Source organism: Mesorhizobium sp. AA22, from assembly GCF_001672375.2.
In the GTDB taxonomy this organism is placed as follows: Bacteria; Pseudomonadota; Alphaproteobacteria; order Rhizobiales; family Rhizobiaceae; genus Mesorhizobium; species Mesorhizobium wenxiniae.
Genome location: NZ_CP048406.1, coordinates 1,891,909 through 1,917,501, shown reverse-complemented (window position 1 = coordinate 1,917,501; position 25,593 = coordinate 1,891,909). Strand labels below are relative to the sequence as shown.

29 protein-coding genes, 1 tRNA gene, 5 pseudogenes and 1 other annotated feature are annotated in these 25,593 nt (G+C 62.1%); of the genes and pseudogenes, 16 read left to right on the top strand and 19 right to left on the bottom strand.

What is annotated here, in order from left to right; genetic code table 11:
* The first annotated feature begins 12 nt into the window (after positions 1–12).
* Positions 13–622: pseudogene (locus tag A9K68_RS09465) on the top strand (methyltransferase domain-containing protein).
* Positions 623–739: 117 nt separating this feature from the next.
* Here the strand turns inward: A9K68_RS09465 and A9K68_RS32240 are convergent.
* From A9K68_RS32240 to A9K68_RS09440, 6 genes and pseudogenes are all read right to left on the bottom strand, one after another.
* The gene (locus A9K68_RS32240) at positions 740–865 is read right to left on the bottom strand and encodes a hypothetical protein (RefSeq protein ID WP_280950361.1); all 126 of its coding nucleotides are present in this window, start codon (positions 863–865) and stop codon (positions 740–742) included.
* Positions 834–1,403 (bottom strand): hypothetical protein, encoded by a 570-nt coding sequence (locus A9K68_RS09460; RefSeq protein WP_065009055.1) that lies wholly within the window; start codon positions 1,401–1,403, stop codon positions 834–836. Before A9K68_RS09460 ends, A9K68_RS32240 begins: the two co-directional genes overlap by 32 nt.
* 31 nt (positions 1,404–1,434) lie before the next feature.
* Positions 1,435–2,184: pseudogene (locus A9K68_RS09455) on the bottom strand (terminase family protein); the annotation flags it as partial.
* A gap of 258 nt (positions 2,185–2,442) precedes the next feature.
* Positions 2,443–3,120: pseudogene (locus A9K68_RS09450) on the bottom strand (terminase family protein); the annotation flags it as partial.
* A complete protein-coding gene (locus A9K68_RS09445) occupies positions 3,038–3,463 on the bottom strand; it encodes a hypothetical protein (RefSeq protein WP_246811329.1) in 426 nt (141 codons plus the stop codon). The pseudogene A9K68_RS09450 and the gene A9K68_RS09445, both read right to left, overlap by 83 nt.
* A complete protein-coding gene (locus tag A9K68_RS09440) occupies positions 3,456–3,899 on the bottom strand; it encodes a hypothetical protein (RefSeq protein WP_065009058.1) in 444 nt (147 codons plus the stop codon). The genes A9K68_RS09445 and A9K68_RS09440 overlap by 8 nt, the downstream gene beginning before the upstream one ends.
* 343 nt (positions 3,900–4,242) lie before the next feature.
* Between A9K68_RS09440 and A9K68_RS09435 the strand changes: the two genes are divergently transcribed.
* A complete protein-coding gene (locus A9K68_RS09435) occupies positions 4,243–4,548 on the top strand; it encodes a hypothetical protein (RefSeq protein ID WP_023803842.1) in 306 nt (101 codons plus the stop codon).
* A gap of 36 nt (positions 4,549–4,584) precedes the next feature.
* Here the strand turns inward: A9K68_RS09435 and A9K68_RS09430 are convergent, their stop codons facing one another.
* Both A9K68_RS09430 and A9K68_RS09425 read right to left on the bottom strand, forming a co-directional pair.
* A complete protein-coding gene (locus tag A9K68_RS09430) occupies positions 4,585–4,938 on the bottom strand; it encodes a hypothetical protein (protein ID WP_065009059.1) in 354 nt (117 codons plus the stop codon).
* A gap of 158 nt (positions 4,939–5,096) precedes the next feature.
* Positions 5,097–5,522 (bottom strand): DoxX family protein, encoded by a 426-nt coding sequence (locus A9K68_RS09425; protein ID WP_065009060.1) that lies wholly within the window; start codon positions 5,520–5,522, stop codon positions 5,097–5,099.
* A gap of 240 nt (positions 5,523–5,762) precedes the next feature.
* Here A9K68_RS09425 and A9K68_RS09420 point away from each other — a divergent pair, with 240 nt between their 5' ends.
* Together A9K68_RS09420 and A9K68_RS09415 are read left to right on the top strand one after the other, a co-directional pair.
* Positions 5,763–6,353 (top strand): TetR/AcrR family transcriptional regulator, encoded by a 591-nt coding sequence (locus A9K68_RS09420; protein ID WP_082982461.1) that lies wholly within the window; start codon positions 5,763–5,765, stop codon positions 6,351–6,353.
* Positions 6,350–7,186 carry a DMT family transporter gene (locus tag A9K68_RS09415; protein WP_065009062.1) on the top strand — a complete coding sequence of 279 codons (837 nt, stop codon included), beginning with the start codon at positions 6,350–6,352 and terminating at the stop codon, positions 7,184–7,186. Before A9K68_RS09420 ends, A9K68_RS09415 begins: the two co-directional genes overlap by 4 nt.
* 24 nt (positions 7,187–7,210) lie before the next feature.
* Here A9K68_RS09415 and A9K68_RS09410 read toward each other — a convergent pair whose 3' ends face one another.
* Positions 7,211–7,963, bottom strand: a complete 753-nt coding sequence (locus A9K68_RS09410) for a tryptophan 2,3-dioxygenase family protein (RefSeq protein WP_065009063.1) — start codon at positions 7,961–7,963, stop codon at positions 7,211–7,213.
* A gap of 150 nt (positions 7,964–8,113) precedes the next feature.
* On the opposite strand from A9K68_RS09410, the gene A9K68_RS09405 reads away from it, so the two are divergent.
* Entirely contained in the window at positions 8,114–8,587 is a 474-nt protein-coding gene (locus A9K68_RS09405) for an Lrp/AsnC family transcriptional regulator (RefSeq protein WP_065009064.1), read from the top strand.
* Between the two features lie 559 nt (positions 8,588–9,146).
* Positions 9,147–9,662 carry a hypothetical protein gene (locus tag A9K68_RS09400; RefSeq protein ID WP_065009065.1) on the top strand — a complete coding sequence of 172 codons (516 nt, stop codon included), beginning with the start codon at positions 9,147–9,149 and terminating at the stop codon, positions 9,660–9,662.
* Positions 9,663–9,727: 65 nt separating this feature from the next.
* Here the strand turns inward: A9K68_RS09400 and A9K68_RS09395 are convergent, their stop codons facing one another.
* Positions 9,728–10,114 carry an ester cyclase gene (locus tag A9K68_RS09395; RefSeq protein WP_065009066.1) on the bottom strand — a complete coding sequence of 129 codons (387 nt, stop codon included), beginning with the start codon at positions 10,112–10,114 and terminating at the stop codon, positions 9,728–9,730.
* A gap of 126 nt (positions 10,115–10,240) precedes the next feature.
* On the opposite strand from A9K68_RS09395, the gene A9K68_RS09390 reads away from it, so the two are divergent.
* Together A9K68_RS09390 and A9K68_RS09385 are read left to right on the top strand one after the other, a co-directional pair.
* Positions 10,241–10,314: transfer RNA gene (locus tag A9K68_RS09390), tRNA-Gln, on the top strand.
* A gap of 404 nt (positions 10,315–10,718) precedes the next feature.
* Positions 10,719–11,252 (top strand): hypothetical protein, encoded by a 534-nt coding sequence (locus A9K68_RS09385; RefSeq protein ID WP_156768380.1) that lies wholly within the window; start codon positions 10,719–10,721, stop codon positions 11,250–11,252.
* Positions 11,253–11,278: 26 nt separating this feature from the next.
* Here the strand turns inward: A9K68_RS09385 and A9K68_RS09380 are convergent, their stop codons facing one another.
* From A9K68_RS09380 to A9K68_RS09370, 3 genes and pseudogenes are all read right to left on the bottom strand, one after another.
* Complete coding sequence (locus tag A9K68_RS09380) at positions 11,279–11,992, bottom strand: sulfite exporter TauE/SafE family protein (RefSeq protein WP_065009068.1); 714 nt, start codon at positions 11,990–11,992, stop codon at positions 11,279–11,281.
* Positions 11,993–12,019: 27 nt separating this feature from the next.
* The gene (locus A9K68_RS09375) at positions 12,020–13,339 is read right to left on the bottom strand and encodes an MFS transporter (protein WP_065009112.1); all 1,320 of its coding nucleotides are present in this window, start codon (positions 13,337–13,339) and stop codon (positions 12,020–12,022) included.
* 178 nt (positions 13,340–13,517) lie between these two features.
* Positions 13,518–13,627, bottom strand: a sequence feature (AL1L pseudoknot).
* A pseudogene (locus A9K68_RS09370) lies at positions 13,559–13,692 on the bottom strand (IS3 family transposase); the annotation flags it as partial. Its footprint overlaps the feature before it by 69 nt.
* 562 nt (positions 13,693–14,254) lie before the next feature.
* On the opposite strand from A9K68_RS09370, the gene A9K68_RS09365 reads away from it, so the two are divergent.
* From A9K68_RS09365 to A9K68_RS09350, 4 genes are all read left to right on the top strand, one after another.
* Complete coding sequence (locus tag A9K68_RS09365; protein WP_065009069.1) at positions 14,255–14,896, top strand: peroxiredoxin-like family protein; 642 nt, start codon at positions 14,255–14,257, stop codon at positions 14,894–14,896.
* 464 nt (positions 14,897–15,360) lie between these two features.
* On the top strand, positions 15,361–15,543 hold the full coding sequence (locus A9K68_RS09360; RefSeq protein WP_065009113.1) for a DUF3606 domain-containing protein: 183 nt from the start codon (positions 15,361–15,363) through the stop codon (positions 15,541–15,543).
* A 193-nt stretch (positions 15,544–15,736) separates the two neighbouring features.
* Positions 15,737–15,946, top strand: coding sequence for a hypothetical protein (locus A9K68_RS09355; protein ID WP_029351792.1), 210 nt, complete (start codon positions 15,737–15,739; stop codon positions 15,944–15,946).
* Between the two features lie 403 nt (positions 15,947–16,349).
* Positions 16,350–16,679 (top strand): GYD domain-containing protein, encoded by a 330-nt coding sequence (locus A9K68_RS09350; protein WP_065009070.1) that lies wholly within the window; start codon positions 16,350–16,352, stop codon positions 16,677–16,679.
* Between the two features lie 140 nt (positions 16,680–16,819).
* Here A9K68_RS09350 and A9K68_RS09345 read toward each other — a convergent pair whose 3' ends face one another.
* Together A9K68_RS09345 and A9K68_RS09340 are read right to left on the bottom strand one after the other, a co-directional pair.
* Entirely contained in the window at positions 16,820–18,916 is a 2,097-nt protein-coding gene (locus A9K68_RS09345) for an EAL domain-containing protein (protein ID WP_065009071.1), read from the bottom strand.
* A gap of 247 nt (positions 18,917–19,163) precedes the next feature.
* Positions 19,164–19,295, bottom strand: a pseudogene (locus tag A9K68_RS09340) (sulfotransferase); the annotation flags it as partial.
* 305 nt (positions 19,296–19,600) lie between these two features.
* Here A9K68_RS09340 and A9K68_RS31630 point away from each other — a divergent pair.
* Positions 19,601–19,927 carry a hypothetical protein gene (locus A9K68_RS31630; protein ID WP_246811328.1) on the top strand — a complete coding sequence of 109 codons (327 nt, stop codon included), beginning with the start codon at positions 19,601–19,603 and terminating at the stop codon, positions 19,925–19,927.
* A 441-nt stretch (positions 19,928–20,368) separates the two neighbouring features.
* On the opposite strand, the gene yghU is transcribed toward A9K68_RS31630, so the two are convergent.
* Complete coding sequence (gene yghU / locus A9K68_RS09330) at positions 20,369–21,235, bottom strand: glutathione-dependent disulfide-bond oxidoreductase (protein WP_065009073.1); 867 nt, start codon at positions 21,233–21,235, stop codon at positions 20,369–20,371.
* Positions 21,236–21,517: 282 nt separating this feature from the next.
* Here yghU and A9K68_RS09325 point away from each other — a divergent pair, with 282 nt between their 5' ends.
* Entirely contained in the window at positions 21,518–22,420 is a 903-nt protein-coding gene (locus A9K68_RS09325; protein WP_065009074.1) for a S1C family serine protease, read from the top strand.
* Between the two features lie 45 nt (positions 22,421–22,465).
* Here A9K68_RS09325 and A9K68_RS09320 read toward each other — a convergent pair whose 3' ends face one another.
* Complete coding sequence (locus A9K68_RS09320; RefSeq protein WP_065009075.1) at positions 22,466–23,077, bottom strand: hypothetical protein; 612 nt, start codon at positions 23,075–23,077, stop codon at positions 22,466–22,468.
* Positions 23,078–23,332: 255 nt separating this feature from the next.
* Here A9K68_RS09320 and A9K68_RS09315 point away from each other — a divergent pair, with 255 nt between their 5' ends.
* Both A9K68_RS09315 and A9K68_RS31280 read left to right on the top strand, forming a co-directional pair.
* Entirely contained in the window at positions 23,333–23,932 is a 600-nt protein-coding gene (locus tag A9K68_RS09315; RefSeq protein ID WP_065009076.1) for a YdeI/OmpD-associated family protein, read from the top strand.
* A 271-nt stretch (positions 23,933–24,203) separates the two neighbouring features.
* On the top strand, positions 24,204–24,395 hold the full coding sequence (locus A9K68_RS31280) for a hypothetical protein (protein ID WP_203546945.1): 192 nt from the start codon (positions 24,204–24,206) through the stop codon (positions 24,393–24,395).
* Positions 24,396–24,508: 113 nt separating this feature from the next.
* Here A9K68_RS31280 and minE read toward each other — a convergent pair whose 3' ends face one another.
* Entirely contained in the window at positions 24,509–24,781 is a 273-nt protein-coding gene (gene minE, locus A9K68_RS09305) for a cell division topological specificity factor MinE (RefSeq protein WP_029351320.1), read from the bottom strand.
* Positions 24,778–25,593, bottom strand: a complete 816-nt coding sequence (gene minD / locus A9K68_RS09300) for a septum site-determining protein MinD (RefSeq protein ID WP_029351318.1) — start codon at positions 25,591–25,593, stop codon at positions 24,778–24,780. The genes minE and minD overlap by 4 nt, the downstream gene beginning before the upstream one ends.

Here is a 25,593-nt window from a genome sequence, read left to right as displayed (position 1 = left end):
GTCGATGTGACAATGACGGAGAGCCTACCCGGTGCCCTGACGAGGCGAAGCAAGCAGGTTGCAAAGCGGCTGATCGGCTACGACTCCCGCAACTGGCTGCGCATCAGGCAGATCGAGGCATTCACCGCGTTTTCTTGAGGCGGACGGCCGCAAGTCATCTGACGTGATCGAGGTTTCGCCCGGCTGGAACCGCTACTGGAAGAGGATGCTCCAACACACCTCGGTCGATTTCCCCGATTTCGACATCTGCAAGGACCGCACCGACCGGCAATATTCCGTCGTCATCGCCGACCAGGTGCTGGAGCATGTGCAACGGCCGCTTGCCGCCGCGCAAAATATCCATGCCATGACCCGGCCGGACGGCTGGGCGATGGTGGCCACACCGTTCCTGTTCAGGGTGCATGCCAGGCCGCACGACCGCTGGACTCCCGCTGGCCTGAAGCAGGTGATGGTCGATGGCGGCTTCCCGAAATCCGAGATAGAAGTGTTCGGCTGGGGCAACAAAGCCTGCGCAAAAGCCCATATCGGCGGGCCAGTGCGCGCCTACGGCCTGTGGCGCGACCTCAGCAACGACGAGGAATACCCGCTGATGGTGTGGGCATTTGCGCGGAAGCCGGGGTGATAGCGATCTCCCCCCTTGAGGGGAGACTATCCTCACCTCTTCACCAACCGCGCCAGCCGCCGCCAGGTCCACCAGGGCAAACCGCATTCCTGAACACCCGTTTCCTCGCGCCCATAATCACACCCCCAGCAGCACGCGGCGCTGGCCGGTGAGGTCGCTGGGCGACAGATCGGTCTTGACCGTGCCGGCGGTGCCCTGGCGCTGTTCGAGCTCAGCCCTGAGTGCCGCCTCGCGCGCCTGCACGTCTTTGTCGGCGATGGTCGGTGTCGGTGGCAGCGGCTTCAGCGCCGGCGGCTTTTGGAAGAGGCACATGGTTCCAGCTTTCTCTTGTCCAGTCATAGAGTAAAAAATCTTCGCCATTCCGGCCGTAACCCGGCAGGCGGCAGCGTTGCGTGGCGCCAAGCCGAGCGAGCCAGCGCAGCGCCAATTCATTGGCGGCGAGCGCCCGCGCCTCGACCCGCCAGGCGCCGCGCGCGGCCACGTCAGGCCCGAGCACGGCGTGAAAGAACTCCGTGATCCCGGGCACGCAGCGCCTCATGCGGCGCGTGCCCCAGCTCCAGGCGATCCATAAGCCGCCGCGCTGTTCGGCAGCGCCAAAGCCGGCTTCCGGATTGCCGTTCAGCGCGGCGACATAGGCAAAACCCTGCAGCGCCGTCAGCGCCAGCAGCGCCGGCGACCACTGATCAAGCTGGCAGTCGATCTCGGCCCGGTCCTCCGGGCGCAAATTGGCTGCGATGTAGCTGAGGTCGCGCAACGTGGCAGGGATGATGCGGACGGTCATGAGGCGGTCATGGTGCGTGGTTGCCGTCGAGTTACCGAAACGCCCCCAGCGGATCGCTCTGCCCGGCCCTTCGCCGCGCCGCCTTGAACTCCGCCGGGTCGACCACCGCTTCCCTCAGCATCATCACGCCGTAACGCGTCGCCGCCATCAAATCATCGCGCAGCTTCACCACCTGGCCGTCCTTGCGGTGATAGAGCCGGAATTCCTCGAACCAGGGCAAAAGCATCGAGAACACCTTGAAGCGGCCTGATTGCATGCGGTCGAGCATCTCCATCAGCCCGGCCTCGACCGAGACGGAACCGTCTGGGAACTGCGCATGGCTGGTCAGCATGTTCAGCCCATGCGCGGCGTATTGTTTGGCGAGTGCCAGGCCGGCACCTTCCAGTGTCTCGCGACGGCCGTCGCGCGGCCATGCCCAGGGCAGCCATTCGCCCCACGGTTTTAAGGTCAGCGCCTGCATGGCGGGAGTCTGCTGCGACGCCCGGCAGGCTTTGGTGACATAGACGACATCGGCCTCCGTGTCCCAGGCGAGCTCGACCGCGGCCGACGGATGATCCCAGCCGAAATCGAGCGCGCCAAGCCGTGGCCAATAGCGCGGCAGCCGGAACGGCTCACAGGCGATCAGTTCCTCGGCCACCGGAAAGATGCGGCCGGAGCCCAGCACCGGAATGCCCTTGGCCCGCGCTTCGCGCTCATGCGCAGGATAGGCCGCAATGATCTCGGCGCGCTGCTGCGGCGTGTAGTGCTCGGCATCGTCGATGGTCATGAAGGTGACGTGGCGGGTCATGGCTGGCCTTTGGAAAGCTTTGGTTCCTCGCCCCACGGAGTGGGGAGAGGTGGCTCGGCGAAGCCGAGACGGAGAGGGGGACGCTTGTCCCTCCAGATGGGAATGGTAAAAAGAAGTCTCGCTTACCGGAAGACGCCTGCGAAAGCCCTCTCCGTCCGGTGCGCGGCCACCTCTCCCCCCCGCACTGCGGGGGCGAGGAACCCAAGTCCTGCGATGTCACCCCCGCCCCATCGTCCCCACCTCCTCCGCCGACAAAAACAGCAGCACCACACCCGACATGCCGAGCAGCGGCGTGAAGGTGACGATGGTGATGCCGCCGGTCGCGTTGGTGCGGGTCAGTCCTTCGGAATAGATGTCGAGCGGCGGCTCCTCGTCGAACCAGACGCCGTGCAGCGTTTCGCCCTGCCATTTCTCGCGGCCCTTCTCGTAGCTCTTGAACGACAGCACCGATTCATCGGCCTGAACATCGCCGCCGCCGCCCCAGCGCACCACGACGCTGTCGAGCGCGCCCGGCGCCCGTCCCGCCATCGTGCTGACGATGGCGTCGGCCGGGATCATGCCGGTGCCCCAGGCCGCCGGCTGCTGCGGCGGGCCAAGCAGGATGCGCTGCGGGTTGTCGCGCGTGCCTTCGCCGGTAACGCCGGCCGCCCACAGCCGCACGGCCGCGTCGAAGACCTTGCCTTGCCACCACCTGGGATAGCGGCCGGTGAGGTGCATTGCCCATTCCGCACCGCCGGCCCTTGTCTTGCCGAGCTGGTTGCCGGCCATGAACAGCCGCTCGCGGTTGGTCGCGCCGGCGGCGTGGAACTCGGCCTGTCTGAAATAGGGCCGATAGGCGGCAAGCTGGTTAGTGCGGCGCCTCCGGTCCAGCTCCGCCAGCAGGCTGAGATATTCCTTCTTCGCCGCCGAGGCCCGCGAGGCCTGTTGCAAGGCCCGGCTTTTCGAGGAACGGCCCGAGGACGGCTTCGAGGCCGCGGATGCGCTGCCTGATTTCGTCATCGCTCAATCCATCCAGAGTGTTGATGTTGGCGCCGAGATCCTTGGGCAATACCGACAGCACGATCTTCAGATACTGGTCGGGCTTTTCGGTGCGAACCTCGGCGATGACGCCGGCGCCATGCGCCCGGAAATCGGCGCGGATCGCTTCGAGGAAACCATCGCCCAGCGTCTTCTTCGCCCGCTTCGGGCGCGGCGCCGGCAGCCTCGCCGGTGTGCCGGGCGGCTTGCGCCTGGCGCGACCGGGCGACTTGGCGGCGGAAGCTTTGTCAGTCATTGGCTGCGGCCCCGACAGGCTCGGCTGGCCCGATCTCGGCCGCAGCGCCCCCGGCTGTGTCGGACTTCGCCGCTTTGCTCGCCGCCGGCCGTGCAGCCCTTCGGGCCTTACGCGGCTTCTTGCGGGGTTTGGCGCGCGGCGCTCTGGCCGCGCCGGTCGCGCCCTCGGTCGCCTCGGCGGCCGGTCGTGACACTTGTTTCAGCCTGGCGCGGACCATACCGAGCGCACCGGCGTCGATGCCAGGTGCTCCCACGGCAAAGCCAAAGCCGCCGACCGCATCGACGGAACCGCCCCGGACCATGCCGATCCGCACGCCGTCCGCGACCGGCTGGACCCGGCCGCGGCGCGCATCGGGTACGCCCTCGAACTGGCCGATGGCGCTGACCACCTCACGGCCGTCATCGTCGATGATGATGGTGGCATAACGGTTGGACATTGGGGGTCTCTGGGAGGTGCAGTATTCGTTACGGGAAGCGTCGCGATCGTTCGCGCCCCCTCTGTCCGGCAGGACAGGACAGAGGGGGTGCTGTCCCGCCGACATTTGATATCGGCAACACAGGCACAAACGTTCGAGAAGGCTAAAAACAAAAACCCGCCTCGGCGGGCGGGTCGTTGGCGCAACTCAGCACCATGACTATATTCCTAGCATAGCTGCCGTCACAAAGCAAGCGAAATCTCGTGGGCCGGCCCAAAATTCGGCCCCGCGCCGCGATATGCTGCAGCTGTCCGGATCGGAACCGGCGTTCGCGCGTTTGCAATTTGCCAATGGGAGCAAAGCCATGAATGTCGCCAATCTGCAACTCGAAGGCCTGCTGATGGCCGTCGCATCGATCAATCAGGTCCTGGTCCGCAAGGGCGTGCTGACGGTCGAGGAGATAGACATCGCCTTGCGCAAGGCCGAAGCCAGCGAGACCAGCGAGGAGCGGTCCGAAGGCATGTCGGCGTCGAGCCGCGATGCCGTCAACTTCCCGATCCGGCTGCTGGAACTGGCCAATCAGTGCCAGCCGGAGGCAGACATGCCGTCGTTCTCGAAACTGGCGCGCATGGTCGGCCAGATGAAGGAACCCTACAACGACCAGATGTGAGGCGGCGAACAGAACTGACGCGCCGAGGCGGCCAGTCTAGCGGCCCTGCATGATCCTGATGACTTTGCTGTTGTCGGCGGTGGGCGAATGCAGCTTCACATAATCGGCGTAGGTCAGCCTGCCATTGGCAAGGGCATTGCTGATACGGCTGCAGAAGGCTGTCTCGTACTTCGCCACGCTCACATCCATGATCGCGGCGTAAGTCTTCTTTTGGCCGAGCGGCGTGGCTCTCTCTCTTGCAATGCAGTCCTTGATGACCATGCGCTTCACGGCAGGGCTGCCTTCAAGTGTGGCATGCATCGTGTTGAACTCTCCTTCCGTCAGCGTGGTGCAGCCGGCAAGCAGTGACGTGCCGACCATGACGGCAGCAAAACGCGTGGCGATGTTCATGAATTCCCCCCAAAGACCCGCGTCTTGCTTATCGCGTTCAAAGTCACAAGTACAGAGGCAATACAAGTCCATCTTCGCCGAGCCGAAACATTAGGGGCGGCAAATATATCGTATTACGCCGCCGGCCTGCTCCATACTTTGCGACCGCAGCTCCCGGATCAGGATCTGGCGAATTCACGGTTCAGCGTCAGCACGCGGCCCGGCCCGTGCACTGCGGCAAACAGCAGCCCGGCCAGGAAAGTAAAATGATCGACGAAGAAGCCGAATTCGGCCTGGTTGCCGGCCCAGTGCGACGGCCCGTGGAAGGCAAAACCGAGGAACAGCACATAGGCGCCGGCGACAAGAGCGGCCTGCGAGAAGAAAGCGCCGGTCAGGAAGCACAGCACGAGGACGATTTCGAACAGCGCCGCGCACCAGGCCAGAAACAACGGGAACGGAAATCCGGCGGCGGCGATGTAGCCCGCGGTGGCGCCCATATCCATGAACTTGAAGGCCACCGCCATCAGGAAGACAGCCGCGAAGATCAGGCGGCCAATGAGGATTGCGGCGGTCTGCCATGGCGTTTGAAGGATTTCGGACGGCATGTCTCTCTCCCAGCTTTTGCGACGGTTTCGACCCAAGGACGATCGGTCGGCCGCAAGTCCGACATCGGCCGAAACTTTCCATGCCCTGTCCCCTCACGAATAAACCGTCCGGCTGCGATCGTCGCAGCACCGCTGCTGTTTTACGTTCATCACCAGGATCCGGCGACGGCCTTGACCGACAGGAGTTCCTCGCCTAGTTAATAGACAGACCTGTCTCACTGCTTGGGGTGACAAGCCATGATCTCATCATCGCCGCTCGGCTCCGATAAGCGCAGGCACGTCGTTGAAACCGCTTATGCACTGTTCAAGCGCGACGGCTTCCATGCCACCGGCATCGACCGGATCATCGCCGAGGCGGAGGTCGCCAAGATGACGATGTATCGTCACTTCCCCAGCAAGGACGATCTGATCGTCCAGGTGCTCGACTATCGCGCCCGGCGTTTCGACCGTCAGCTCGATCGCCTTGCGGAAGAAGCCGTCACGCCCGAGCAGAAGATCGCGACCATCTTCGACTGGTACGAGCGCTGGTTTCGCAGCGCCGATTTCCACGGCTGCCTGTTTGCGCATGCGCTGGCAGAGTTTGGCAACCCAGAGCACCCGGTGTTCAAGGCCGTCGCCGGGCAGAAGAACGGCCTCAGGCGCAGGATGCAGTCCATCCTCGAGGACATCATGCCGCCCGACCGGGCCGCAAGCACGGCGGCGGCGCTGCTGATGCTCATCGAGGGGGCAACTCTCATGGCTGAGATGGGACAGGCCGACACAGCCATTTGCGATGCCCGCAAGGCTGCCTTCAGCATCATCGCCGCTCCCAGCGCCATGACCGCGCCATGAGCGCGACGGTCATCGGGCTGGCACTGCTTGCCGCAATCCTGCATGCAAGCTGGAACGCCTTTCTGCGAACCGGAGCCGACAGGCTGTGGACCGTCACCGTGATGAGCTTTTCGAGCACGGTGGTCGCCATTCCGTTGGCGATCTCAAGCGCGTTTCCGGCACCCCATGCCTGGCCCTATGTCGTGCTCTCAGCCTGCCTGCAGGTCGGCTACACCATGTTTCTGGTGGCTGCCTACAGGAATGGCGAACTGGGCCAGGTCTATCCGATCGTCCGCGGCAGCGTGCCGCTGCTGGTCACACTTGGCGGATTTCTCCTGGCCAACCAGCATCTCGCCATACCGCAAATCGTGGGCGTCGGGCTCGTCGCCGGCGGCATCATGAGCCTTGCCTTGGGAAAGGGACGGACAGACATCACATCGATCCTCCATTCGCTGGCGGCGGGTGCGATCATCGCCGCCTATGCGACGGTCGATGCGATCGGCGTTCGTCAGGCGGGAAGCGCCACTGCCTACACCGCATGGGTTCTGCTGATCTACGGTGCCCTGCTGCCGGCAGCCTTCATTGCCTTCCGTGGCCGGCTCGTCGTCGATGTTCGCTCTGCCGAAACGCTTAAGGCGCTCGGCGGCGGCGTGTTCGCGCTGCTGGCCTACGGCCTCGTGGTCGCCGCTCTCGCGCTCGGGCCGGCCGGCCCGATCACGGCGATCCGGGAGACCAGCGTCATCTTCGCGGCGTTGATCGGTTGGCTGTTTCTCGGCGAGGTGCTGACGCCCCGGCGCATCGCCGCCTGCGCCATCGTCGCACTCGGCGCCATCTGCCTCGGCTATCAGCCGTGAGACTCCGGCGGGGCGCGAAGCGGCCTATTCGGCTGCCGCCTCCGGATGGCTGATCGGTGCCCGCACCGTCCCGTACTGGCTGCCCCAGCGGTCGGTCATCTCGCAGCGTATGTCCCACAGCTCCGGGAAGAAGCGATGAAGGGCGCCGGCCTGCAGCAGTTCGACCGGCCGGCCCTTGAGCGATTTCGAGCCTAGCCCGATCGAACGGTGGATGAGGTAGAGATGATTGGCGCGGAATTTCTGGAACAGCTCGTCGAATTCGATCAGCGCCTCGGCGACGACATAGCTGTCGCCGTGATCATACCTGATATCGTAGACATCCTCGACCGAGAGCCCGCGACCATCGAGATAGGACGCCTTGAAGGCCCGCCACAGGTCCGGCGGCATGCGCAAGAGCAGCTTGAAGCCCGGCGATTCCTGGCCGCTGCCATTGCCGAGCTGCAGGCGAATCTCCTGGTATTCCTTGGGCGACATGGTTTCGAGCAGGTCGAGCTGCGCCGTCATCATGCGCATCAGCCGATGCACGCGCCCCATCAGCGTAACGACGCGATGCGTGTTCTGCTGTTCGAGGAAGTCGACGACATCGACCAGCGTGTAGGTGATGAGCTTCATCCACAGCTCCTCGACCTGATGGACGATCTGGAACTGCAGCTCGTCGGCATTCACCATCTCGGCCAGCGGCTTCTGGCAGGCGAGAAGCTTGTCGCACCTGAGGTAGACGCCGTAGTCGCGCATCTCGGGCGCTTCGATGCGGGCATAATAGTCCGGCTTGTGCATGGCAGCTGCTCCTTTGCCCGGCCGTCGGTTGAGGGCATCCGAGCCTGAAGAATAAGCGCTTTTGGCTTGAACATTGTTCCATTCTGTTATTCAAATAGCGAGAATTGAAGGACGAACTCCCATTTATGGAGCCGTCTTGGAGAACGTTTGATGATGGATGCCCTTGACCGGAAGATCGTCGCTGCGCTGGAACGCGACGCGCGTACCTCCTTCGCTGTGCTGGCCGACGAGGTCGGTTTAAGCAAGACGCCGTGCTGGAAGCGGGTCAAGGCGCTGGAGGACGCCGGCATCATCCGCGGCTACTCGACACGGATCGACCCGGCAAAACTCGGCTTCGGCATCGAAGCCTTCATCCAGGTGTCGATCGATTTCGAGCTTTCCGAAGCCTTCGAGGCCGCCGTCCAGGCGCACCCACTGATCCGGCGCTGCCACGCCACGACAGGCGAGGCCGACTATCTCCTGCAGATCGTGACGGTCGACATGATGGCGTTGGACAGGATGCTGCGCGTCGAGCTCAGCCGCCTGCCCGGCGTGCGCCGGACGATCACCTCGATGGCCATGCGCGAGATCAAGGGCGACATTTCTTTCGCCAATGCCGTTGGGCACACGCAGCAGAAACGATAGGCGCTCGGCAGCGGCCGGGTTCGTCCGATTGGATCCAGTCACCGGGATGGTTCAGGCTGCGGTTTTGTCGGGCTTTTCTATCCCCGATACCGGGCTTGGGGCTGGATCGACATCCGGCTCCTTCTGCTGTTCGGCGTCAGCTTTCCGCTTCGGGCAGTCTTCGTAGCCGTGGTCGCGCCCGCCGCAATAAGCGCAGCATTTTGCAGGGATATCGGGGCGAAACATCGTCATGCATTGAAATGCACGTGGCGCCGGTCTGGTAGCGTCGCACCGTTGCCTTTCGCTTACATTAGGGATTTGGCGCTGAATCCGAGGCTTAAGGCGTGTAGCCCAGCGCGGCCAGGGCAGACAGCCCTGCAACCAGGCCAATTGCGATAACAATGCCGAAATGCCGTTCCAGGAATTTGCGCCCCTGCCAGTCGAATCGCATAGCTGAAACTCCGCCGCGTAATCTGGGGCAATGTGTTCAGGCGTCAAGGCCGGGGTCCTTGACAGGCGGTAGACAGGCAGCTGCCATTGTTCATATCGTGGTTCATATCGGAACGCGGAACGACACCTCATGGCCGAGCATTCTTCATCGGCGGGAGAAAACCACTGCCAGCCCGCTGCGGCATCTGACCCCCGCCTGGCCTTTGTTTATGCGGAAGCGGTGCGGGGTCTCCTGCATCAGCAGAACGTGGTGGAGAGCCTCAATACGCGAGCGGGCAATCTGATCTTTGCAACCGCGTTCGTGAGTTCTCTCCTCGGCGGCAGGGCTCTCCTGGACGGACTGGGGCTGTGGGACTGGCTGGCGCTGGCGTTGCTTTTCCTGATCGGGCTGCTGGTCGTGATCATGTTGTGGCCCTACTACGCCTATACGTTCCGCTTCGATCCAGAGCAGCTGCTCCAGGACTTTGTCGATAAAGACCCTTCCGGCACCATGGATGTGATGCACCGCGCGCTTGCGCTGCGCATTAAAACCGACATGGCCAGCAATTGGCGGATCATTCAGCGCTTGCGCATGTCGCTACAGCTTGCCTTGTTTCTATTGTTGCTGGAACTTCTGGCGTGGCTGTTGGCCATAACGCGAGTTTAGGCTCAGGCACATTGTCTAGCATCGTAAAGACTGCTTTGAGGCAAGATACGCGACAATCTATCGTCCTAAAGCTGAGCTTCGATAGCCGCCTTGTCTATAACAGACCATGCTTGTACAATTTTTTTGTCACTAAATTCGTAGATAATATTCTCAGCAAAGGAAACTCTCCGCCCGTTTACTGGGAGGCCAAGGAACATTTGTTTCGGCGTACAGTCGAACGCTAGCCGGCTCGCTATATAGGGCGGATCGGAAATCAGCATCTGAACGTTAAAATGAAGGTCCGGAATTTCAGCAAAGTCTCCCTCCAGCATTTCGAGATAACCTGATAACCCCAGCCGCCGGCCGTTGTGGATCACCTCATCATGAACGAATTGTCCCAGCTTCGGCCAGTCCTGCTTATTCAGGCAGGCAATGTAGTGTCGGTAGACGTCAGAGAGGTCGGTTTTAATCACGGCGATTGCTCCTATCTTCTACAAGGCCCTGCTGAAAAGGGCGTGTCTCGTGCTCAAGCAGATGACGGCATGAAGGCGGCTTCATGCGCGGATGAGAAAGTGCTAGACAGCGTTCACTTCCTCTACTCCCGCTTCGTCTAATGGTAGGACAGCGCCCTTTGAAGGCGTGAATCGTGGTTCGAGCCCATGAGCGGGAACCAGAAATTTCAAGAACTTAGAAGAATTTCGTCGCTCTATCGTCCAATATCTGGCCAATAATTGTCCGAGGTGGCGAAGGGCGATGAGCAGAGCGGCGAACTTGGCAGTTCCTCCCACCATCGCGTTCCAACATGCCCGAAACATACTCGTTGTCACGCATCGGTAGCCAGCCGCTTAGTTACCAACCGCTTAAAGCTCTCTGGACTCTCCTCTGCGGCGAAGGCATTCTCCCGCTTACCAAGGCGCCGATCAGGCTAACCGGTGGCGAAAAGCGCATCGGAAGGAGGCCGTCACGGCGACTTCTGCGCCCTATTCTCAGGCTGCTATTCCTGAGCGTGGGTTGCTCGCCATCGCAACTACTCAGTTCTTGGTCGAGCGCGCCGATGCGGTAGGCCAAAAGGCGAAAATGTCCCGTTGCATCAAAATACTAGGGGTAACGATCCTCTGCCTCACGGCATTCCCGGCGCTTGCCGGCGTCGATGTCGAGCAGGCGTTGGAAAGCTTCCATAGTACCTGCCTCGCCCATGGACCGGATTTCGACCGGACAACGGCCGCCGCCGACGGGCTTGGATGGGAGCCGATTGCTGAAGACGCGTTTGCGAAGCTGGCTCCACTCGAAAACGCACGAGCCATGAGAGGGTGGAGGGCGACCGGCAAGGCCATGCCGGAAGGCACCGTGGTCGGCGTTTCGAAGGCGACGCTGAACGGCAAGGCGGTGCAGACTTGCACCGTCGCTATCGTTGACGTCCATGTCGAATCGTTCCTGAAGAGTTTTTTCACCCGGACCGATGCCGAGAAGATTTCCGAAGAGCGGAACGAAGTGCAGGTGTCCAGGCTCTACATACTGATTGCCGGGGATCGCAAGCAGTTCGTCAATCTCAAGTTCCCGGCTTCGACGGGAGAAGGCATGATTGTGGCGAGTTCGATCACCGGCGAATGACTGGTTCGGCTGAATCCTCGGCGATCTTAGAGAATTTCATGGACGGCAACTGCAACCAGGATGGCGCCGGCGACCGCTTCGATCGAGCGGATCGTAGCAGAGACAAGCTTCGGCCGCGATTTCAAAAGGTTGACCAGCTGCATGCGGAAGAACACCGCGAAGAGCGCGACGGCCGACAGCGTGAGCGCGACCCCTGCCATCATGGTCACCGCGAATGCGATGCCGGCTTCCGGCACGCGGCGGATCATGGCGAACGTCATGACGAACAATGTCAGAGGACATGGGATCAGGCCTGCCATGATTCCGACGGCGAAGCCCTCCTGGTGGTCATGCGGGTGAACTGGGTGCCGGAAGGCTCGCCATAGCATCCATACACCAATGAGGCCGAGAAGGCCTCGGCTCAAATCCTCCAGCATTGGCGCGCGGCCGACGCTTCCCAGCGCAACCGAGACCAGCGGAAGTGACAGGAGTGCAATCAGCACCGCTGAGGTGACGTGGGTGACGGAAAGGACAAGCGAGACCGTCAGGCTGCGCCCGAATCCGGCTGACGATCCGGCCAGGTAAGTCGCCAACACCGATTTGCTGTGGCCAGGCGTCATCGCATGCACCGCCCCGAACACGATGCCCATCGGCAGGAAAGCCGCCAGAGCGCTCCAGCTTCCGTCCTGGGCGAACGCCTTTATGTGCCCGGCGAAGGCGAGATAGATGTCCCGTTGGAGTTCGATGATCGTCTGCAACATGCCCGGGCCCGAATCACGCGCTGCCGCTCAAGGCTCACGCGGCCATTCCGGATGCAGCTTATCGATCACAAAGGCGTGGGCATGGCGATATCCGGAATGGTGCGTCCCCTCCGCCCAATGCGGATCATCCTCGGGAAGACCGGGATGCGGATGTTCAAGCACTTCCGGATCGGAAGCTGGCCACACCAGGAATGCGGCAATCAGGGCAGCACCCGCGATGCAGGCGAGGATCACGAATGTCGCCGCCAATCCGAAATTGACGCCCAGCCATCCAGCCAGCGGATAGGTGACAAGCCAGCAGGCATGCGAAAGCGCGAACTGGGCTGCGAACAGCGAGGGCCGATCCTCGGGCTGCGAGGATCGTCGGAGCAGCCGCCCAGATGCCGTCTGCGCGGCTGAATATCCCAATCCGAGCGCAAACCAGAGCGGCAAAAGACCTTGATAGCTGGGAACCGCCACACCGAAAAGGAGACCGCAGACCAGCAGGAGAACGCCCGCGAGCATGGCCGAGCGGTCGGGAACGAGCTCGAGCAGCTTGGGCAGCGCAAGTGCCGCAAGCATCGATCCGCCACCGAAAGCGGCCAGCGCCAGTGCAGTTGCCCGCTGGGTGAGGCCGAATTCTCCCTGCACAATGACGACCGTGTTGACGATCACCATCGCGCCCGCTGCGGCGACCGCCATATTGACAGCCAGCAATCCCCGTAGACGTGGTGTCGCCAGGTAAATGCGGGTTCCGCGCGTGGTGCGCTCGTAGATGCCACGCGGCGTGGAGGGCCTTGGACTGGGGAGCATAACCGAGACAACCAGCGCAGCGGAGACCAGGAAACCGATCACAGTACCTGCGAACAGGCTGTGGAAGCTGACCACCGTCAGCAGGGCGGCGGCGAGCATCGGACTGACAAGGCTTTCCAGATCGTAGGCGAGCCGCGATAAAGAAAGCGCCCTTGTGTATCCCTTCTCGTCGGGCAAGACATCGGGAATGGTGGCTTGAAAGGTCGGCGTGAATGCAGCCGAAGCCGACTGCAGGACGAAGATGAGCACATAGACCTGCCAGACTTCGACGACGAAGGGCAGAAGCACCGCCACCGCCGCCCGGACAAGGTCCAGACTCACCAGCATCGCGCGCCGCGGCAACCGTTCGGCGAAAGCAGCAGCTACGGGCGCGACGCCGACATAGGCTATCATCTTGATGGCGAGCGCCGTCCCGAGCACCGCGCCGGCCTCACCGCCCGCCAGTTCGAATGCCAAAAGACCGAGAGCAACCGTGGCAAGGCCGGTGCCGATCAAGGCGATGACCTGAGCCGCGAAGAGATGGCGGTAGGTGCGGTTTGCAAGAATGCCAAGCACGGCCAGCCTCAGAGCAACTTTGTCATTTCTTAGGATCCATTGATCGGACACCGCAAAAGGTCGGGCCGACCCTGGCCCGGCTACCCCTCCAGAAGGCCGCTCAAGTCGTAAAGTTTCCCTCTGTGGAGTTCAACGTTCCGCGCGACAATCGCCGGCTACCGAGGCTTTGGAATATCGACGGGGCGATCGGCAACACGATCGGCTGACATCATGCGCCTCTCGGTGATCAACGATGAACGCGATCATGGCTTGAATCGGCGGTCGAGCTCCGCCTGGGCAAAATACGCGCTCGCCTTGCGCAGAATCTCGTTGGCCTGCCGAAGCTCGCGGTCCTCACGTTCTTCTTCCTCCACGCTCCGCGACAGAAAACTCGCACGCCTCAGCCCACCCGTGATTCCCACTAGGGACCAGAACGCCTGGACCTGCTCTTGAAAATGCGATCCTGGAGGCGGTCCGTGCTGGAAATGGACCACAGGCCAGATGTTGCGCACTGCTGCTGAGCGTCGTCTTCGGACCTTCAGCGCAAGAGCATTCGGGAGTGCTCTAGTGTGGATCATTCACGACATTTGGCATCCGCTCACTTCGAGGCCCGCCCAAGTTTCCAGACGTGAACACCGCAAGGACGCGCGTATCTGAAGATCCAATCGGTCTCGCCGCTGTGTCATGCCATGGCGCGGATGAAACGACCCATTGTGTACTGCGGCGCTCGAGACGGCTCGCGAAAAGGGGCGACCCGCAGATGCATTTTCGTGTTATGATGGGTTTGCAACACGCGTAATCTCGACCTCGGCAATATGGCAGAGGCCGAAAGCTAATTTGCCCTGGCGCAGGAAGTTTTTGCGCCCGCCACAGGCTCAACTCCGAAGAGTGGGTGTGCTGCCTTTTCTTGACTGATCCGGGGCGAGGAGGTTGTCCATGTCCACGAGTAATGTCGACTGCCCGCTGCAGCCGGGCAACCGGGCACCGAATGTTGTACTCGATGCGATCTCGCGCGAAGGCAAGATCGCGCTCGATGATTTTCGAGGCCGCAGTCCGTTACTGATCGGTTTGTTTCGAGGCCTGCACTGTCCGTTCTGCCGGCGCCATGTCGCGACGATGGCGCAACTCAAGCCGGCCCTGCGTGAGAAAGGCGTCGAATGCCTGGCGGTGGTCAACACGCCGGTCGAGCGGGCGCGGCTCTATTTCCGTTACCACCCGGCACCCGATCTTCTCGCCGCATCCGACCCGGAGCGAGCCTCGCACCGTGCTTTCGGCTTGCGCGAGGTCGGGATGGACACGGTCATGGCGATACCGTTCCATCTCCCGGGCGAGTTGCCCGAGCCTATGGACATCATGGCAATGAATGAATTTCTTAACAAGAAGGAAGGATATGAGATTACTGAAGTCGATCAGCAGGCGATGGCTTCCAGCCAGGCGCAGCTTGTCGGTCAGTTCCTAATCGACCGGGCGGGCATCGTACGCTGGAACTTCACTGAAGTTCTGGAGGATGGCCTCAACACCTTCAGAGCGCTGAATCCCGAGGAATTGATGTCGGCAGCTTCCCAAGTTTCACATTAATAGGCTGCGGAAATGGGCTGCTGAAAACTCGCTCGACGGCCACCGTCCTGTGGTGATTCTTTGGATTTAACAATCATCGACGGAGGGCTAAAGGTCTGCCCGTAGGCTTCTTCGATTTCCATTCAACGGCCCGCGGAGCGACCTAACGCTGGAGTGAGCAAGCCTCAGCGCATGGGCTGGACGACGTCCGCTCCTTGTCGCAATCACGTCATTCCGACAGGCGCGCCATACGGCAAGTTGCCACCCAGAGCGACGTTGTCGTCATGAAGGCGTGAATCGTGGTTCGAGCCCATGAGCGGGAACCAGCAGCTCCCCAGCCGGGCAACCGATCGGTCTTGATCCGATCAGACTGCTGCATCGCGCAGCAATGCCCCGGGGGGACAGGTGTGCCCGCCTTTCCGAATGGTAAGGATGGTCGGCCGGACCAGGGCGCCCTATATCGACCGGATGTGACGGAGGACGACATGGCCGACGACAAATCCAAGAGCAAGCAGGACCGCAAACCGGCCTCCGGCGAGGAGCCTTACGACGTTGCGGCTTTTGCAAGAAAATACGGCATACCGCCGAGCGAGGCCGCGACCATCATCAAGCGGTACGGTCCTTCGAGAAAGAAGCTCGATGCGCATATGGCGAGCCGCAACGCCTGATCCGCATCCGGCGGCGTCGACCCGGACCATCATCGCGGCCGGATCATCATCGGATCCTCACTGCGACTTGACCATACCGCGTGTTTCCGGTGCCTGCCGGCGCTATCGGCCGGATTCAACGCCAGGTTTCAGGAACGCAATAACTCTTTTACTTTGACGCGATACCACCTAGCGGCAATCGTTGGGGGGTCGAATGTCGGACGGTGCATTGCGTTTTGAATGTGTCATGGAGCCAAACGGCAGATGGATGGTGTGGGACGTCAGGCTCGATCTGCCGGCCCAGTTTTCGGCGCTTGCGCTGATCGGCCTGTGTCACGATGAGGCCGTTTCGCTCTGCAGCCTCTTGAACGAGACAGGCTCCGAGACAGGCTCGAAGGAGGCCCGGCAGAGCCGGGCCTCCTGATGATTGCGCCGACTGCCGGTTAATTTCCCACTCGCTTGTAATGCTGCTTTGGCTGCGGATATTGGCACGGCAGGCAAATGTCGCGCGCCTGCCCGCTCGCCAGTCTCGCTAAGACCGGATCTTGCCTTGATAAACAAAGGTACTAAATTAGCTGACTGATCGATTCACATTGGCGAACCGGCATGGCCAAAAAAGTCGAACTGGAACCATCCAGCATTCTGCGGTCTCTTCGGCGGAAGCTATGAGGCGACCTATGGCGCGCGGATTTATAGCTGTTGCTCTTATATTAGCTTAAGAGCATATTTCGTCAGCCGGCGAACTGCCCAAGCCGGTTAGGCTCGGCGCCATTCCCCTCGATCCCTTGACGCCGAGCCGCGGGGATCGGCAGCGCTGGAGGCGAACCATGCCCATGTATCTCTCACGATTCAGCTATACGCCCGAGACCTGGGCGCGCCTGATCGAAAACCCCGAGGATAGACGCGAGGCAGCCCGCACCTACATCGAGTCGGTGGGCGGAAAGCTGCACGGGTTCTGGTATGCCTTCGGAGAGCACGATGGCTGGAACCTGTGGGAGGCGCCAGACAACGTTTCGATGGCATCTGTCATGCTGGCTATCGGTGCGGGAGGAGCGATCAACTCGTACGAGACCACCGTTCTCCTAAGCGTCGAAGAGACGATGCAAGCGCTTGGGAAGGCAAAGTCGATCCGCTATCGCCCGCCGGGAAAGCCCTGACCCACTCGCAGTGTCGACGCTGGAACTGTTCCGGACGTTCTCGCGGCTTTTAGGCTTTCTCACCTTCGACCGACGCGAATCCGATCTCGCGCGTGACGGATCGCTGGCCGTCCTGCAGCCTCGCGCCCGGCGAGCGGATGCTATGCTCGCCGTCCAGCTGGCAAAGCCGCTTGCGCGCTCGCCCGTGCCACGATCGCTTGCAGCGGCTCCGGCCGGTGCAGCAGAAATCCCTGGCCGAAGGCAACGCCCATACCCCTGAGGATGTCGAGCGAAGCCTGCTCTTCGATCTTCTCCGCCACCACGGAGCAGCCGAGGCTTCTGGCGATGCCGGATATGGCCGAGACGATTTCGCGGTCGAAGCGGCTCTCCGCAATATGCTCGATGAAGGAGCCGTCGATCTTGATGGCGTCGACGGGAAAGCGCCGGAGATATTCGAACGAACTCATGCCCGCCCCGAAATCGTCGAGGCTGACGCGGCAGCGTCGCTCGCGCGCCTTGCGGACGAACTGTTCGGCAGCAGTGAAATTGGTGACTGCGGCGGTTTCGGTGATCTCGAAGCCGATGCCGGCATGCGGCGCCCCGGTCTCATCGATGACGGCGTCGACGAAATCCCAAAGCTGCGGATCGCTCAGGGTCTGCGCCGACAGGTTGAAGCCGAGCGTGAGCGCCCCTGACTTCAGCGCCGGACCATGAAGCGAGAGCGCCGTCCTGATGATCCAGCGATCGAGCCGCGAGGCTATGCCGAACCGCTCCGCCGCCGGGATGAACTCGCCCGGCGGGATCAGCCGCCCGTTGCGCCCGGCGAGCCGCGCCAGGACCTCGACATGGCGGCTCTCTTGCAAAGGTGTTCCGAGCCGATGGATTTCCTGGCCGAACAGTTTCAGCCTTCCGTCTTCCATGGCATCGACGGTGTCGGCCGCTAGCCGCGCCGCATTGAGACCGCTGGAACCGGATGTTGTCTCAGGGGAGAACACCGCGAAGCGATTGCGCCCGGCGGCCTTGGCCGCATAGCAGGCGTCGTCGGCACAGGCGAGCGCGTCGGCCACCGCGGTATTCTCATCGGCGACAAAGGCGATGCCGATGCTGGCCGCCAGCTTGCGCGACGCCGCCGTCGAGCCGAGGTCGGCATCGCGAACCGCCGCGAGAACGGCGCCGGCGAGACGCTCGGCTTGCGCTGCGTCGCAATCAGGCACCAGCAGCGCGAACTCGTCGCCGCCGAGGCGCGCGGCATGCACCGACGGCGGCAGACAGCCCTGAATGCGCTTGGCGACGCGCTTCAGTGCAAGGTCGCCGGCGGCGTGGCCGGCGAAGTCGTTCAGAGCCTTGAAGTAGTCGAGATCGACGTAGAAGATCGCGAGCGGGCGCGCCGTTGCGATATGCTCGGCCAGCAGCCGGTCGAATGCAGCGCGGTTCAGAAGGCCGGTCAGCGCGTCATGGTGGGCCGCATGGGCAAGTTCCTGCTCGCGTTGCTTCGCCTCGGTGATGTCGCGCACCGTGCCCAGGATCTGGCCCGACGACTGGGCGTCGGCGATGAGCCGTATCAGTGATTCGACATGTCTGATTTCGCCGTTCCGCTTGATGATGCGGTATTGCACGGCGACGACCTTTTGGGTTTGCAGCGGCGCCAAGTGGGCCCGCTCGGCGTCGGCCCTGTCATCCGGATGCAGATAACTGTGCCAGAGGTCTTGCGACACCTCGTCGGTTTCGGCGACAAGCCCGAAGATTTCCCGCGTGCGCTGGTCCCAGTAGCTTTTGCGTGCGGCGAGATCGTGATGCCAGATGCCGGTGCCGCTGGCTGCTAACGCCAGGCGAAAGCGGACGTTCACCTGCTCAAGCTGTGCTTCCGCTTGCTTCTGCTTGGTGATGTCGGTCTGGACGCCCATCAGCCGGAGCGGCCGGCCTTCCGCGTCGCGCTCCACCACTCCGCCGCGATCGAGAACCCATACCCAGTGACCGGATTTGTGTTTCAGCCTGAGCTCGGTCTCGATGGAATCGGTCAGCCCGGCAATGTGGCGTTCGCCGCTGGCCACCGCCCGCTCGCGATCGTCGGGATGCGTCAGTTGCAGCCAAAGGTCGCTTGTCTCGGCAAGCTCGCCCTCGCCATAGCCGAGCATCTGCGACCACATTGCCGAGTAGAAACAGTCGCCGGTCCTGAGATCCCAGTCCCAGACGCCAAGATGCGCGCGTTCGAGCGCCAGCTCCCAGAACTCTCCGTTGCGATTCTTCTTGTCAGCCATGCCCCTTGGACTTCGCCTGCCCCATCGCGGCCATTGTGCGACAAAAGCAACGAAGAAACCGTTACTGCGCAAGGAGCCGGCGAAGGGACCACAGGAGGCACGGCGGGGCGGTTGCTTCTCCGACGACAGGCACGTTGACCCCGGCCGGTCGCGGCAACGAGGATGCGGAAGTCATCCGACCTAGCGCCCATGCGATCTCCCGCAACTGGTTCCATGAGTTGAGGCTGTCCAGCCCTGGTGGATTTTACCTCAGGGCAATCGCTTCAGCTTGAGGAACTTCCTAAATGTGATAGCAGGGAAAGCCGAGCCTGTTCAGCGCGGCAAAGGTCGACCATGTGCCCGTGCGTCCAAATCCCGCGCCGATTACCTTGAGCGCCATGTAATCCTCCCCCTTGGCCCCATCCTCCCCTGGACTGATATTCTTGTTCTGTGGCAGTCCGCAGGGCCCACGTTGCGCCAGCGCACCCGGCGCGCAACAACTTTCCATCGTTTTTTCCGCAATAGGTCTGCTCTTTTTGAATGGAACAGCACGACGCCAGGATGTATCTCAACCAGAGATTGCATTAAGCATGTGCACACTTCTGATCCATTTGCCACTTGCGCAACCATTGAAAGGGTGAAAACGTGGTCCGGGGTAAATGGGCAAGGGTGGCCGTCGCGGCCGTTAGAAGCTCCGGGGCGGCTTTGAAAAGCGATGAATTTTCCACAGTTCCTGGTGGGGATGACTACCGCGTCATTCGTCGTGGCGCTCTCGACTTTTTTGGCAACGGGTTCAATCTGGAAGGCGCTGGGCTGGACGGTCCTTACCTTGATCGTTTCGCAGGTTGGATATTTTTTGTTCGTCGTCCAACTGATCTACAGAGCCGGGCGAAAGACACACAGGTGATCCGCGACCGCGAGTGCTGGACCGACGAGTATCGGTTTTACGACGTGTCGAGATACAGGTTACGCGCCGGCAGAATATCGATGTGCTTAGATAATGATGTGACCGAAATAGATAATATGGTCTAAGCCTTTTGAAAGCGGACTTGTTCGGTTCTGGGAATGTGCATTGGACGTTCCGATACTTTAGTCAAGCAATATATATTTCCGGATACATATGTCTGGTGTTGGCAGCACGGAAGCCTGCCTGTGGCTTGCGCAATAGGACAGGCTTGAGGGCGATCGCTGCCCTTCTCGGTCATCGTAACGGTATGGATCCCTAGGTCCGCGCTCCCGCTCGCTCTAGGATGACGAACGGGGGAGTGTTGTTCAGCCAATCTCGAAGTTTGCGATTTGCCATCAACCGCCACGCGGCGACGCAACTGCCAATCTTCACCGTCCGCGATTGGCCTTAAGCAGTGATGCCTTCGTCATCCTAGGGCGAAGCGACGTCGCGGAGACCCTAGGATCCATGTGGTCGAGGATCGCGACGCCGGACGTCTCCGGCCCCACGCGTCTGGCCAAAGCCGCTCATTCGGCCGCCAGCTTGTCCTGCGTCTTGGTGTCGAAATCGCTGGCGTCGTGGCGCTCGTGCAGCTGCATCGCCGGCTCGCCGAAGGCGCGGTTGACCATGCGGCCGCGCTGCACCGCCGGCCGTGCGTCGATTGCTTCGGCCCAGCGCTGCACGTTCTTGTATTCCTGCACCGAAAGGAAGGTGGCGGAATCATTGTACTGCCGGCCCTTGGCCAGACCGCCATACCACGGCCAGACCGCCATGTCGGCGATCGTGTAGTCACTGCCGCCGAGATATTCGGTTTCGGCCAGCCGCCGGTCGAGCACGTCCATCTGGCGCTTCACCTCCATGGCGAAGCGGTCGATGGCATATTCGATCTTTTCCGGCGCATAGGCATAGAAATGGCCGAAGCCGCCGCCGAGATAGGGCGCCGAGCCCATCTGCCAGAACAGCCACGACAGGGTTTCTGCGCGCGCCGGCTGCTCGGTCGGCAGGAATTCGCCGAATTTTTCGGCCAGATGCACCAGGATCGAGCCGGATTCGAAGACGCGGATCGGCTTTGGCCCGCTGCGATCCATCAGCGCCGGGATCTTGGAGTTGGGGTTGACCTCGACGAAGCCGCTGCCGAACTGGTCGCCGTCGTTGATCCTGATCAGCCAGGCGTCATATTCGGCACCTTTGTGGCCGAGCGCCAAGAGCTCCTCCAGCATGATCGTCACCTTGACGCCGTTCGGTGTCGCCTGCGAATAAAGCTGCAGCGGATGCTTGCCGACCGGCAGCTCCTTGTCATGCGTCGGGCCCGCGATCGGCCGGTTGATGCTGGCGAAGGCGCCGCCATTTTCCTTGTTCCAGGTCCATACTTTCGGCGGTGTATATTGGTTCATCTTGGGAGGCCTTGTGTTGTGAGCGGGGAGCGTCTTGGGGAGGATCAGGTTGCGCGATGAGAGCGGGAGGGTGGGGCAGGTTCGTCTACACATAGATACAGGTAGTGCGGTCGCCAGGAAGTTCAACTTATGTTGAACTATTGCCGATGCCGCGCGCCCCTTCTCCCCAATAGGCCCCGAGGGGGAAGGGCTAATCGATGCCCTTGCGCCTCGTCACGTGCGCCATACCTATAGGGATATCGGGCCTTGCCGGCCCACGCATCGCTTGCCGGGATTGAGAGCATGACCATCGATACGATTTTGCGGTCCATCGTGGCGGTGCGGGCCTCGATCCCCGACGACGCCTTCACCGCCAACGCGCTGGGCACAAGCCGGGAAGGCAGCGGCGTGGTCATTCGCGATAACGGGCTGGTGCTCACCATCGGGTATCTCATCACCGAGGCGGAAGAAGTCTGGCTGACCGACCATAACGGGCGCGTGGTTCCCGCCCACGCGCTTGCCTATGACCAGGAATCGGGCTTCGGCCTGGTGCAGGCGCTGGCCCCGCTCGGCCTGCCCGCCGTGGCTTTCGGCGACGCGGCCAGGGCGATGGCCGGCGACCCCGTGGTGCTTGCCGACGGCATCGGCCAGGCGGTCAGGGCGCACATCGTCACCAAACAGGAATTCGCCGGCTATTGGGAGTATCTCCTGGACGAGGCGATCTTCACCGCGCCGGCCCATCCGTCATGGGGAGGTGCGGCACTCATCGGGCAGGACGGCAGGCTGCTTGGCATCGGTTCGCTGCGCCTGCAGATGAGCCGCGCCGGCGAGATCGCCGACATCAACATGGTGGTGCCGATCGACCTTCTGCCGCCCATTCTCGACGATCTCCTGACACGCGGCCAGGTTGCCAAGCCACCGCGCCCATGGCTTGGCGCCTTCTCCGCCGAAAGCAATGGCGAGGTCGTAGTGATGAGCGTCGCCGAAGGCAGCCCCGCCGCCGAAGCCGGCTTGCGCCAGGGCGACATCATCTCGGACGTCCGCGACGGCGAAGTCGACGGGCTCGCCGATTTCTATCGCAAGCTGTGGCAGAACCCGGCGGGCGCCGAGATCCCATTGCGGGTGGTGCGCGACGGCCGCGAAACCTGGCTGCGCGTCAAGTCGGCCGACCGCAACAGCTTTCTCAAGAAACCGCAGCTGCAGTGAAGCAGTCCGTACCGGTCAGATCTTCGTGATGCGGGGACGCTGCCCTCACTCGCCGCAGGCGCTGAAGCCTGTTCCAGGGTTCCACTCAGAAAAGGCAATGACCTTGCCTCCCACCGCCACGGTCTTCTGCTTTGTGGTGCCATCGGGCTGCATCTTGCTGCTTTTGCCCTTGCCGGTCAAAACATTGTAATCGCACTCGCTTGCGACATTGTCTTCAAGATAATCGTGATAATCATAGGCAAAGCCGGCGACGATGAAGACGCCGTCGCGGTAAGCGAGCGTCAGCGTCTGGTTGGTCCGTTTGCTGCCGACCGGCATCGCCGGCAGATACAGTTTGATCGAGCCGTTGGGCAGTGCGGTCAGCTCCGGCTCGGTGTCGGAGGCCTCGTAGCCGGAGCGGTCGTAACCGTTCCACTCTCCGAGAATCTGGTCACGCACGATGCCGGCAGGACGCAAAAAGTCGTGTTCGCGATCCCTGAGAAAGAAATGCATGTCCATCGGTTCGCTTGGCTGGGTCTCGACGATCATCGCCAGGTCGACGGCGCCGTCGCCATTCCAGTCGCCGGTCAGCGCGGTGATGATCTTCTGGGTTTCTATCGGTTCCGCCAGGGCCACGGTTGGCGCCAGCAACATCAGGCCGAACAGCATCGCTCGCATGTCCACATCCCCCAGTTGAGGCCCGCCGAGCCTATTATGGGCCGGTTCTGTCAGGACGGTGTTACATCACGATGGGAAGAACCGCCATGGGCGCCGCGGGACGGAGGGGGCGGACTGGCAGCTACATCCACCTGTTGACGCTTCCCCGCTGTTGCTCCATCCAGACGGATGCGGCGGCGCAGAGGGAGGAACGATGGCTGAGACATCCGATGAGCGAGCGCGGGGTGTCACCGGACCACCAAGGCAGGCCGGTTAATGCCGCCGGTCAAGGTCGACCCTGAAAAAGTGCGCGAATTCGGCGATGCCGAAAGCTTCTACACCTGGCTCGGCAAGCACCACGACACCGAGACAGAAGTCTGGATCAAGATACACAAGGTCGATTCGGGGCTGCCTTCGATCACGCCCAAGCAGGCCATCGACGTCGTGCTGTGCTGGGGTTGGATCGACGCCGTGCGCAAGGGGCTCGACGACAAGAGCTATTTGCAGCGCTACACGCCGCGCGGCAGGAAGAGCACCTGGAGCCAGATCAACGTCGACAACGTCGCCCGGCTGATCGAGGAAGGCCGGATGACCGAGCACGGGCTGAAACAGGTCGAGGCAGCGAAGGCCGACGGTCGCTGGGCGCGCGCTTACGGAAGCGGCAAGGATATGAAAATCCCCGGGGACTTGCAGGCGGCCATCGATGCCGAGCCCAAGGCAAAGGCGATGCTGGCAACGCTCAGCGCGCAGAACCGTTTCGCGCTCGCCTTCCGCATCCACAACATGAAGACCGAGGCCGGGCGCAAAAAGAAGATCGCCGCCTTTGTCGAGATGCTGAAACGCGGCGAAACGATCTACCCGCAAGGGAAGAAGTGAGGTTTTGTGGCTGGCGCCACCGCGGCAGTGGCTGCAATGGCAGCCCGTCGTTCGTTACGCCCAAGGTCCGAAGAGCAACGCGGCACCGTTGCCTGCCGCTGGCCTTGAAGCCACGTCCGGCTCCTCCATCTAATTCGCAATAGCGCGCAACTTTCCCAGGAAGCGCTAAGAGTTGCTGGCCTCTGACAAACAGAGTGGCCGCCCGTTCGTTTTGGCGGGCAGCCTTAACAACCGAGCGTCTTCCTCGTTGACAGACGAAGGGAGATCAAAAATGGCAAAGGTCGTTTGCGTCCTCTATGACGATCGGTCGACGGTTACTCGTCAAACTATGCGCGGGACGGGCTTACGAAGCTCGACCGCTATCCCGGCGGCCAGACACACTTCCCACGCCGGCGCGCCCTATAGCGCAGGCGACGCCACAAGCGGTTCGGAGGAGGCGGCGCGCTTCAAGGCCAAGGCGTGAGCCAACAGCCCTGAGCCAGGTGGGATCAGGTCTGCGCAGGTCGAAAGCGACAGCTCGCGGAGCGCCGCGCGGCGCCGGAGTTTCCGGCGCTTCTCTGGCCGCAACACTGCCGCTCAGGCCGACATGGCCAATGGCCTTGCGCTCTTGTTGGGGATCTGAATGTCGATCTCCAGCGTCGACATCGTCTCGCCGCGATCCATAGAGACCTGCAGGTAATCCTGGTCGATCTGCACATGCCTGGCGATGACGGCCATGATCTCCTCGCGCAGCACCGAGACGAGATCGGGCTGGCTGCGGTTGCGGCGCTCATAGGCGAGCAGCACCTGCAGCCGCTCGCGGGCCACCGGCGCGCTGCCGCGCCGCTTGAAGAGGTCTAACAGGTTCATGCTGCCCTCCTTCCAAAAAGCCGATCGAGAAAGCCCTTGCGCTCGAACGGCACGACGACCGGCAGTTCCTCGCCCTCGAGCCGTTTGGCCGCCTCGATATAGGCGCGGGCGGCGGAATTCGTCGGATCGCTGAGCGTCACCGGCGAACCGAGGTTGGAGGCCTTGAGCACGTCCTGGCTTTCGGGAATGATGCCCAGGAGCGGCGTCGACAGGATCTCCAGAACGTCGTCGATCGAGAGCATTTCGCCGCGAGCCGCGCGGGCCGCATCATAACGCGTCACCAGCACGTGCTTGGCGATCTGTTCGCCCCGCTCGGCCTTGACGGTCCTGGCGTCGAGCAGGCCGATGATGCGATCGGAATCGCGCACCGAGCTGACTTCCGGGTTGGTGACGATGACCGCCTCGTCGGCAAAGCGCATGGCAAGCTGCGCGCCGCGCTCGATGCCGGCCGGACTATCGCAGAAGACATAGTCGAACACCGAGCTTAGCTTTTCTATCACCTCGCCGACGCCCTCCTCGGTCAGCGCATCCTTGTCGCGCGTCTGCGAGGCCGGCAGCAGGAACAGCGTCTCGACCCGCTTGTCGCGGATCAGCGCCTGCGAGAGCTTGGCCGTTCCCTGGATGACGTTGACCAGGTCGAACACCACCCGCCGCTCGGCGCCCATGATCAGATCGAGATTCCTTAAGCCGACATCGAAATCGACCAGGGCCACCTTCTTGCCGGTCCTCGCGACCGCGGCACCAAGGGCGGCAGTCGAGGTCGTCTTGCCGACGCCCCCCTTGCCCGAGGTGACCACCACTACCTTGCCCAT

Bases quoted from the DNA above. Each gene is read 5' to 3' on its own strand.
- A9K68_RS09460 (WP_065009055.1), bottom strand. From the start codon at position 1,403: ATGACCGTCCGCATCATCCCTGCCACGTTGCGCGACCTCAGCTACATC.
- A9K68_RS09435 (WP_023803842.1), top strand. From the start codon at position 4,243: ATGAATGTCGCCAATCTGCAACTCGAAGGCCTGCTGATGGCCGTCGCA.
- A9K68_RS09415 (WP_065009062.1), top strand. From the start codon at position 6,350: ATGAGCGCGACGGTCATCGGGCTGGCACTGCTTGCCGCAATCCTGCAT.
- A9K68_RS09405 (WP_065009064.1), top strand. From the start codon at position 8,114: ATGATGGATGCCCTTGACCGGAAGATCGTCGCTGCGCTGGAACGCGAC.
- A9K68_RS09350 (WP_065009070.1), top strand. From the start codon at position 16,350: ATGCCCATGTATCTCTCACGATTCAGCTATACGCCCGAGACCTGGGCG.
- A9K68_RS09445 (WP_246811329.1), bottom strand. From the start codon at position 3,463: ATGACTGACAAAGCTTCCGCCGCCAAGTCGCCCGGTCGCGCCAGGCGC.
- A9K68_RS09425 (WP_065009060.1), bottom strand. From the start codon at position 5,522: ATGCCGTCCGAAATCCTTCAAACGCCATGGCAGACCGCCGCAATCCTC.
- A9K68_RS09315 (WP_065009076.1), top strand. From the start codon at position 23,333: ATGCCGCCGGTCAAGGTCGACCCTGAAAAAGTGCGCGAATTCGGCGAT.
- A9K68_RS09360 (WP_065009113.1), top strand. From the start codon at position 15,361: ATGGCCGACGACAAATCCAAGAGCAAGCAGGACCGCAAACCGGCCTCC.
- A9K68_RS09410 (WP_065009063.1), bottom strand. From the start codon at position 7,963: ATGCACAAGCCGGACTATTATGCCCGCATCGAAGCGCCCGAGATGCGC.
- A9K68_RS31280 (WP_203546945.1), top strand. From the start codon at position 24,204: ATGGCAAAGGTCGTTTGCGTCCTCTATGACGATCGGTCGACGGTTACT.
- A9K68_RS09325 (WP_065009074.1), top strand. From the start codon at position 21,518: ATGACCATCGATACGATTTTGCGGTCCATCGTGGCGGTGCGGGCCTCG.
- minD (WP_029351318.1), bottom strand. From the start codon at position 25,593: ATGGGCAAGGTAGTGGTGGTCACCTCGGGCAAGGGGGGCGTCGGCAAG.
- minE (WP_029351320.1), bottom strand. From the start codon at position 24,781: ATGAACCTGTTAGACCTCTTCAAGCGGCGCGGCAGCGCGCCGGTGGCC.
- A9K68_RS09430 (WP_065009059.1), bottom strand. From the start codon at position 4,938: ATGAACATCGCCACGCGTTTTGCTGCCGTCATGGTCGGCACGTCACTG.
- A9K68_RS09365 (WP_065009069.1), top strand. From the start codon at position 14,255: ATGTCCACGAGTAATGTCGACTGCCCGCTGCAGCCGGGCAACCGGGCA.
- A9K68_RS09385 (WP_156768380.1), top strand. From the start codon at position 10,719: ATGTCCCGTTGCATCAAAATACTAGGGGTAACGATCCTCTGCCTCACG.
- yghU (WP_065009073.1), bottom strand. From the start codon at position 21,235: ATGAACCAATATACACCGCCGAAAGTATGGACCTGGAACAAGGAAAAT.
- A9K68_RS09345 (WP_065009071.1), bottom strand. From the start codon at position 18,916: ATGGCTGACAAGAAGAATCGCAACGGAGAGTTCTGGGAGCTGGCGCTC.
- A9K68_RS09440 (WP_065009058.1), bottom strand. From the start codon at position 3,899: ATGTCCAACCGTTATGCCACCATCATCATCGACGATGACGGCCGTGAG.
- A9K68_RS09320 (WP_065009075.1), bottom strand. From the start codon at position 23,077: ATGCGAGCGATGCTGTTCGGCCTGATGTTGCTGGCGCCAACCGTGGCC.
- A9K68_RS09355 (WP_029351792.1), top strand. From the start codon at position 15,737: ATGTCGGACGGTGCATTGCGTTTTGAATGTGTCATGGAGCCAAACGGC.
- A9K68_RS09400 (WP_065009065.1), top strand. From the start codon at position 9,147: ATGGCCGAGCATTCTTCATCGGCGGGAGAAAACCACTGCCAGCCCGCT.
- A9K68_RS09380 (WP_065009068.1), bottom strand. From the start codon at position 11,992: ATGTTGCAGACGATCATCGAACTCCAACGGGACATCTATCTCGCCTTC.